Below are 6,080 nucleotides of genomic sequence, written 5' to 3' on the forward strand. Positions count from 1 at the left end.
CGCCGCGAGCTTGCCGGGCGGGACGTGTCGTCCCTCGGGGAGGAGCGCGCCCGCCGCAAGGACGGCTCCCTCGCCGAGGGAACTTCCGCTGAGCATCACGGCGCCCATCCCGACGAGGCTGCCGCGCGCGCAGCGCGCGCCGTGCACGATCGCGCGGTGCCCGACCGTCACGTCGTCCTCCAGCACGCAGGGGTGCCCGGCGTCGGTGTGGAGGACCGCGCCGTCCTGGACGTTGACGCGCGCGCCCACGAGGATGGGTTCGATGTCGCCGCGCGCGACGACGCCGAACCAGACGCTGGCGTCCTCACCGACGCTGACCTGCCCGATGAGGTCCGCGCCGGGCGCCACGAAGGCGCTGCGTGCGACGTGGGGGGTGCTGTTGCCGAACTCGTAGATCGCCATGCGTGTTTCCCGACCCCGCCTTCTCGCGGCCCCCGCGGGCCGTGACGTGGACTAGACAGAAGCTCTCCGGAGGGCCTCTCGCAGCAGTTCCTGATCTTCAGGGTAGCTTAACAGACCGAACGCCTCCTCGGTCGGGTAGAAGCCGCCCGCGTCGAAGATGGGCTCCAGTGCGGCGTCACGACGCTCGGCGCGCATGAGGAACCAGTGAATCTCACGGGCGGTGCCGCGGTCGTTGGTGTAGCGGGTCGGGGGAAGCGGCGCGACGACGCGGGCGCGCACGCCCGTCTCCTCCAGCACCTCCCGGACGGCGGCATCCTCGTCGCGCTCACCGGGGTCGAGGTGACCCTTGGGGAAGGTCCAGCCTCCTCCACGGTACTTCAGGAGCAGGACGGCGCCGCGCTCGTCGATGACGACGCCTCCGGCACCCAGTTCTGGCTCGGACAGTGACATGCGGGGAGTGTAATACGTGGCGTGCCCCCGGCACGAGGGGCGACACCCCCTCCGGGTAAACTCGCCCGGAAGGTCATGAGGAAATGATTACGATCGAGGGGTATGGACACCTTCCCCTCAGGGGCTCCGCTGCAGCCCACCTCGACCCGGACGACCACGAAGTCCTACCCCCTGAGCTTCACGGGCAGCGCCGGGGAGTACTTCCGGATCTGGATCGTGAACCTCGCGCTCACCGTCGTGACGCTCGGCGTGTACCTCGCCTGGGCGAAGGTACGTCACCGCAAGTACATGTACGGCAACACCTGGCTCGACGGGCACAACTTCGACTACACCGCCGATCCCGTCGCGATCCTCAAGGGGCACCTCGTGATCGGGGCGGCCTTCGTGGCGTACTCCCTCTCGGGCTACTGGAGGGACTGGCTGCCCTTCGTGGTCTTCGCGGTCTTCGGGCTGGTGTGGCCGCTCCTCGCGTGGCAGTCGCTCCGCTTCACGGCGCGCAACACCCGCCACCGCGGTCTGCGCTTCCACTTCCACGGCACGCGCGCGGGGGCGTACGCGGCCTTCCTGGGCTGGCCCCTGCTGCTCGTCCCCACCCTGGGACTCCTGTACCCCTTCGTGCAGTTCGTGCAGACGCGCTTCCTCGTGGGAGGCGCCGCGTACGGCACGGCCCGCGCGCGCTTCGAGGGCGACCCGGGGAAACCCTGGATCATCTACCTCACGATGATCGCGGCGGGGACGGTGCTGGGACTGGCCGCCGCCGCCCTCGTCCTCGTGTTCGGGGTGGGCGCCGCCCTCTCCGGGGTCGATCTCGAGGAGCTCGGCGACGTCACCTCGATCGTCACGGCGGTCGTCTCGGGCGGCGCCCTCGTGCTGATCTACATCGCCGCGCTGACGGGTCTGGGCGCCTACCTCAAGGGCGCGTTTCTCAACTTCACCCTGGAGAGCGCGGCGCTGCCGGACGGCGGCCGGATCGTGTCGCGCATGAACCCGTGGGTGTACGCGTGGATCGCCGTGACGAACCTGCTCGCCCAGGGCCTCACGCTGGGCCTCGCGACGCCATGGGCGGCGGTGCGGCGTGCCCGGTACGTGCTGCCCCTGCTGTCGGTCGTGTCCGAGCGTCCGATCTCGGACTTCGCCGACGAGCCCTCCGCGGGCGTGTCGGCGCTCGGGGAGGTCGCGACGGACTTCCTCGGGCTGGACCTGGGTCTGTGAGGGACACCGCCACACCGACATCCGCAGCCCTGCGCGGACTCTTCCTCGACGGGACGAGCGCCGCGTCGCACGAGGCGGACGCGTGGCTGGACGGCGCGGCGCTCGTGGTGCGCGTGGGGGACGCCCAGACGCGCGTGGCCCTCGCGGACGTGCGTGTCGAGCCGCCGCTGGGCCGGCTGCGCCGGGTGCTGCACCTGCCGGGCGGCGCGCGCTTCGAGACCGACGACGACGCGGGCGTGCGCGCGCTCCTCTCGCGGGCGGGCGCGCGCGAACCCCTGCGCCTCGTGCGGACGCTGGAGGGCCGACTGGGGTGGGTGCTGGCGAGCCTCGTGGCCTTCGTCGCGGCGGGCGTGCTGATGGTGACGTTCGGGCTGCCCGCCCTCTCGGGCGTCGCCGCGCGGCTCACGCCGCACACGGCGCTCTCCTCCATGGACGCGCAGGTCCTGCGGGTCCTGGACCGACAGTACCTGGCGCCGTCGACGCTGTCGGGCGCCCAGCGCTCGCGGGTGGAGCGGGTGTTCGGCAGGGTCACGCGTGAGGTCGGGGAGGGCCAGGGCTTCCGGTTCCGGCTCGTGACGCGCGAGGGCGGCGAGACGGGCGCGAACGCGATGGCCCTGCCGGGCGGCACGGTCGTCGTGACGGACGAGCTCGTGCGGGCCGCACGCTCCGACGCGGAACTCGCCGGGGTCTTCGCGCACGAGGCGGGGCACGTGACGCTCCGTCACGGCGCGGCCTCGGCGTACCGCAGCGTGGGCCTGCTGCTCTTCGTGTCGCTCCTGACGGGGGACGTGAGCTCCGCGACCACCGCCGCGAGCGCCCTGCCTCTCCTGCTCGTGCAGAACGGGTACAGCCGTGAGATGGAGCGGGACGCGGACCGGGTCGCGGCGGGCTGGCTGATGCGGCACGGGGGCAGCACGCGGCCCCTGCGGGACATCCTGACGCGACTGGACGAGGAACGTCCGTCGGTGCCGGACCTGCTCTCCACCCACCCCGGGCTGGAGGAGCGCCTGAGCGATCTGAGGGTGCTGGAGGCGAACTGGGGACGCTAGCACGCAGGTGCGGCCCCCACGTAAGAAATCCGACATAGAATGTGTGGGCATAATGAGTTGCACCTGAGTGCAATCCAAAACCATAGATGGGGACGCGAAGAGCCCTGCCCTAGTACACGGTCACCTCAGGGCAGGAGGAGCGAGTGGTGAGCCCGACCCGAAGAGGAGAATCATGAGACGCACCCTCGTTCCGGTCACTTCCGCCCTCACCCTCGCCCTCATCCTGTCCGCCTGCGGCGGTCCCGCCGCGCCCGCAGCGCCCAGCATCGGCGCGCTCAGCACCGCCGCCCTGGAATTCACCGCGACGTCCGGTCAGGCCGCCGCCGCCCAGAGCTTCACCTTCACCAACGGCGGCGGTTCCGACCTCGCGTACGCCGCGTCCGTCGCCTACACCGAAGGGCAGGACTGGCTCGCCGTCACGCCCGCCGCCGCCACCGTCGCCGCGGGCGCCACCCAGACCGTGGACGTCACCGCGACCTGCCCGGTCGTGACGACCAGCACCGTCCTCCACGCGAACGCCACCGTCGCCAGCAGCACCGACGCGACCATCACCGCGAGCGTGCCCGTCACGCTCACCTGCACCGTCACCACGAACGGCGGCGGCGGCGGCGACCCCACCCCGACGCCCGACAAGACCGCGCCCGTCGTGACCGTCGGTACGGGCGGACCCGCCTCCGGCTGGTACGGCGACAGCACCGTGAGCGTGAACGCCTCCACGACCGACAACGTGGGCGTCACCAGCGTCAGCTGGACCCTCACGCAGACCTCGGGCGGCACCCTCACCGACGCGGACGTCGCCACGCCCGACCCCACGACGGGCGCGTTCGCCATCGCGCTCGACTCGCTCACGAACGGCGCGTACGACCTCGCCGTCACCGCGACGGACGCGGCGGGCAACACCGGGACGCAGACCTACAGCTTCAAGGTCGACGTGGACGACCCGACCCTCACCGTCGCCGCGCCCACCCTCGTGAGCGGGGGCGGCTTCACCGTCAGCGGCACCGCGACCGACTCGGGCGGCAGCGCCATCGACGCGGCGAGCGGCGTGACCTACGTCGTCAAGGCGGCGGACGACACCGTCGTCGGGAGCGGCGCGGCCGCGCTGACGAACGGCGCCTACAGCGTCACCGTGAACGGACTCGCCGACGGCACGTACACCGTCACGGTCAGCGTCGCGGACGGCGCGGGCAACAGCGTCACCGCCCAGCCCGTCAGCGTCACCACCTCCGCCCTGAAGCCCAGCGTCTCCCTCGCCGCGATCGCGCCCTCCAACGGCAACTTCACGGTCAGCGGCACGGTGCTCACGCCCGCCGTGACGCCCGTGACCGCGCTGGCCTATACCATCACGCCCAAGGGCGGCAGCGAGGGCGCTCCGGTGACCGTGCCCCTCTCGAAGATCAGCGGCACCGGGGCCTTCTCGTTCGGCGCGACCGCCACGACCGACGGCTCGTACACCATCAACGTCAAGGTCAGCAACCTCAACGGCACGAGCGTCGCGTCGACCGCGTTCGTCATCGACAAGGTCCTGCCGACCGTCACCTTCAAGAGCGTCAGCGTCGTCGCCAAGAACGGCAACCGCAAGACCACCACGGTCTCGCTCAACGTCGCCGACGCCACGTCCGGCGTCGGGACCGTCTCCTACGCCACGAGCGCGAACGGCACCTACACGGTCGCCAAGCCCGTCACGGGCAGCACCGACCCCCTCTCGCGCGACTACCTCGTCAAGGTCACCGCGAAGGGCACCTACGGCGTCTACGTCAAGGCCTGCGACCTCGCGGGCAACTGCACGGCGCCCACCCTGGCCACCGTCCAGCCCTGATCGAAAGGACACGACGAAACGAGGAGCCCCGCCCGGGGCTCCTCGTTTCGTTCACCCCCGGCGGGGCAGGCCCACGTTCTCCCCGCAGGTGGCGCAGGCCTGCTGCGGGTGCGGCCACGGCTGCCCGCTCGTCACGGCGAGGGCCGCCTCGTTCACCCACGCGGCCGACATGACGTGGCACAGCGCGGCCAGTTCGTCCGGGTGACTCACGAGCCGCACGGGCGTGCTCGCGCCGCAGTGGGGGCAGTCCACGTGGTCGCCCTCGGCCCAGCCGCGCAGGACGACCGTGCCGAGCTTCACCTCCGCGCCTCGCCACGCGAGCGCCGCGAGCGCCCCGACGCATTCGGGGCTGAGGCTGGAGACGCGCGCGACGGTTCCGGCGAGGGCGTCCTCGCTGTCGGCCGCGAAGAACATCGGGCCGCCCGTGCCGCGCAGGAGGAAACGGTGGGCCTGCCCCTGGGGTGAGGTGCGCGCGATCTGGGTCACGTCCCACAGCGTAGAGGGGCGCGGTGGGGCCGTCCTTGGCGTCGCGTGAACGCGCCTTTGGTCCTCAAGACGCGCTCAACCCCGCGCGGGCCGTGTCATGCTGGAGGCATGAGCCGAGACGACCGCCGCTGGACGCTGGGCGAGATCGTGGACGTCCTGGGCCGCTCCCGCTTCCGCCCCCAGGACGCGTCCGCGCCCTTCGTGCTCTACCTCACGCTCCGCTGGAACTACTACAGACTCACCTCCAGGGAGGTGCTCACGGTCGCCTGCGACCTCACGCGAGCGCTTGACCCGCAGGCCCGGCTGGTGTGGCTCACGAGCGGCGACGGCACGTCCGCGTGGGGCCGCTCGTTCGGCTGGACGATGACCTTCGTGCTGCCCGGCGCGCGCGCCGAGGCCACCTTCGATCTGCGCGAGGGCGCCTACGCCGACCCACCCGCGCTGCTGCTGCGCGAACGCGTCGTCCGTGTCGACGACGTCTCCCCGACCGGGCAGATCCTCACGCACGAGGGCGTCCTCGACGCGGATGTGCTGCGCCGCGTCGCGGAGGAGCGCCTCGCGCGGCCCGCCCTGCCGGAGGTGCTGCGGGACTCCCCGGAGGTGATGTCGGCCTTCGCGGAGCTCGGCGCGGACCTTCACGAGGGCGGCGCCGAGCTCAACCT

7 protein-coding genes are annotated in these 6,080 nt (G+C 72.0%); 4 read left to right on the forward strand and 3 right to left on the reverse strand.

Features of this window, described 5'->3' with window-relative positions; all coding sequences use genetic code 11:
• Both DEIPI_RS38600 and DEIPI_RS0100540 read right to left on the reverse strand, forming a co-directional pair.
• Positions 1 to 402 (reverse strand): gamma carbonic anhydrase family protein (locus DEIPI_RS38600; RefSeq protein ID WP_045233380.1); only part of this gene is annotated, 402 nt, incomplete at its 3' end.
• 51 nt (positions 403 to 453) lie between these two features.
• Positions 454 to 852, reverse strand: a complete 399-nt coding sequence (locus tag DEIPI_RS0100540; RefSeq protein WP_027480494.1) for an NUDIX hydrolase — start codon at positions 850 to 852, stop codon at positions 454 to 456.
• Between the two features lie 102 nt (positions 853 to 954).
• Here DEIPI_RS0100540 and DEIPI_RS27355 point away from each other — a divergent pair, with 102 nt between their 5' ends.
• The 3 genes from DEIPI_RS27355 (at position 955) to DEIPI_RS35150 (ending at position 4,932) form a co-directional block, all read left to right on the forward strand.
• The gene (locus DEIPI_RS27355) at positions 955 to 2,064 is read left to right on the forward strand and encodes a YjgN family protein (protein ID WP_052351546.1); all 1,110 of its coding nucleotides are present in this window, start codon (positions 955 to 957) and stop codon (positions 2,062 to 2,064) included.
• Complete coding sequence (locus DEIPI_RS27360; protein ID WP_045233348.1) at positions 2,061 to 3,113, forward strand: M48 family metallopeptidase; 1,053 nt, start codon at positions 2,061 to 2,063, stop codon at positions 3,111 to 3,113. Before DEIPI_RS27355 ends, DEIPI_RS27360 begins: the two co-directional genes overlap by 4 nt.
• Positions 3,114 to 3,285: 172 nt before the next feature.
• On the forward strand, positions 3,286 to 4,932 hold the full coding sequence (locus tag DEIPI_RS35150; protein ID WP_052351547.1) for an Ig-like domain-containing protein: 1,647 nt from the start codon (positions 3,286 to 3,288) through the stop codon (positions 4,930 to 4,932).
• A 51-nt stretch (positions 4,933 to 4,983) separates the two neighbouring features.
• Here the strand turns inward: DEIPI_RS35150 and DEIPI_RS0100560 are convergent, their stop codons facing one another.
• Positions 4,984 to 5,418 carry an FmdB family zinc ribbon protein gene (locus tag DEIPI_RS0100560; protein WP_027480495.1) on the reverse strand — a complete coding sequence of 145 codons (435 nt, stop codon included), beginning with the start codon at positions 5,416 to 5,418 and terminating at the stop codon, positions 4,984 to 4,986.
• A 108-nt stretch (positions 5,419 to 5,526) separates the two neighbouring features.
• Here DEIPI_RS0100560 and DEIPI_RS38605 point away from each other — a divergent pair.
• A partial coding sequence (locus tag DEIPI_RS38605; RefSeq protein WP_045233349.1) for a hypothetical protein occupies positions 5,527 to 6,080 on the forward strand: 554 nt, incomplete at its 3' end.

Source organism: Deinococcus pimensis DSM 21231, from assembly GCF_000519345.1.
Taxonomy (GTDB): domain Bacteria; phylum Deinococcota; class Deinococci; order Deinococcales; family Deinococcaceae; genus Deinococcus_A; species Deinococcus_A pimensis.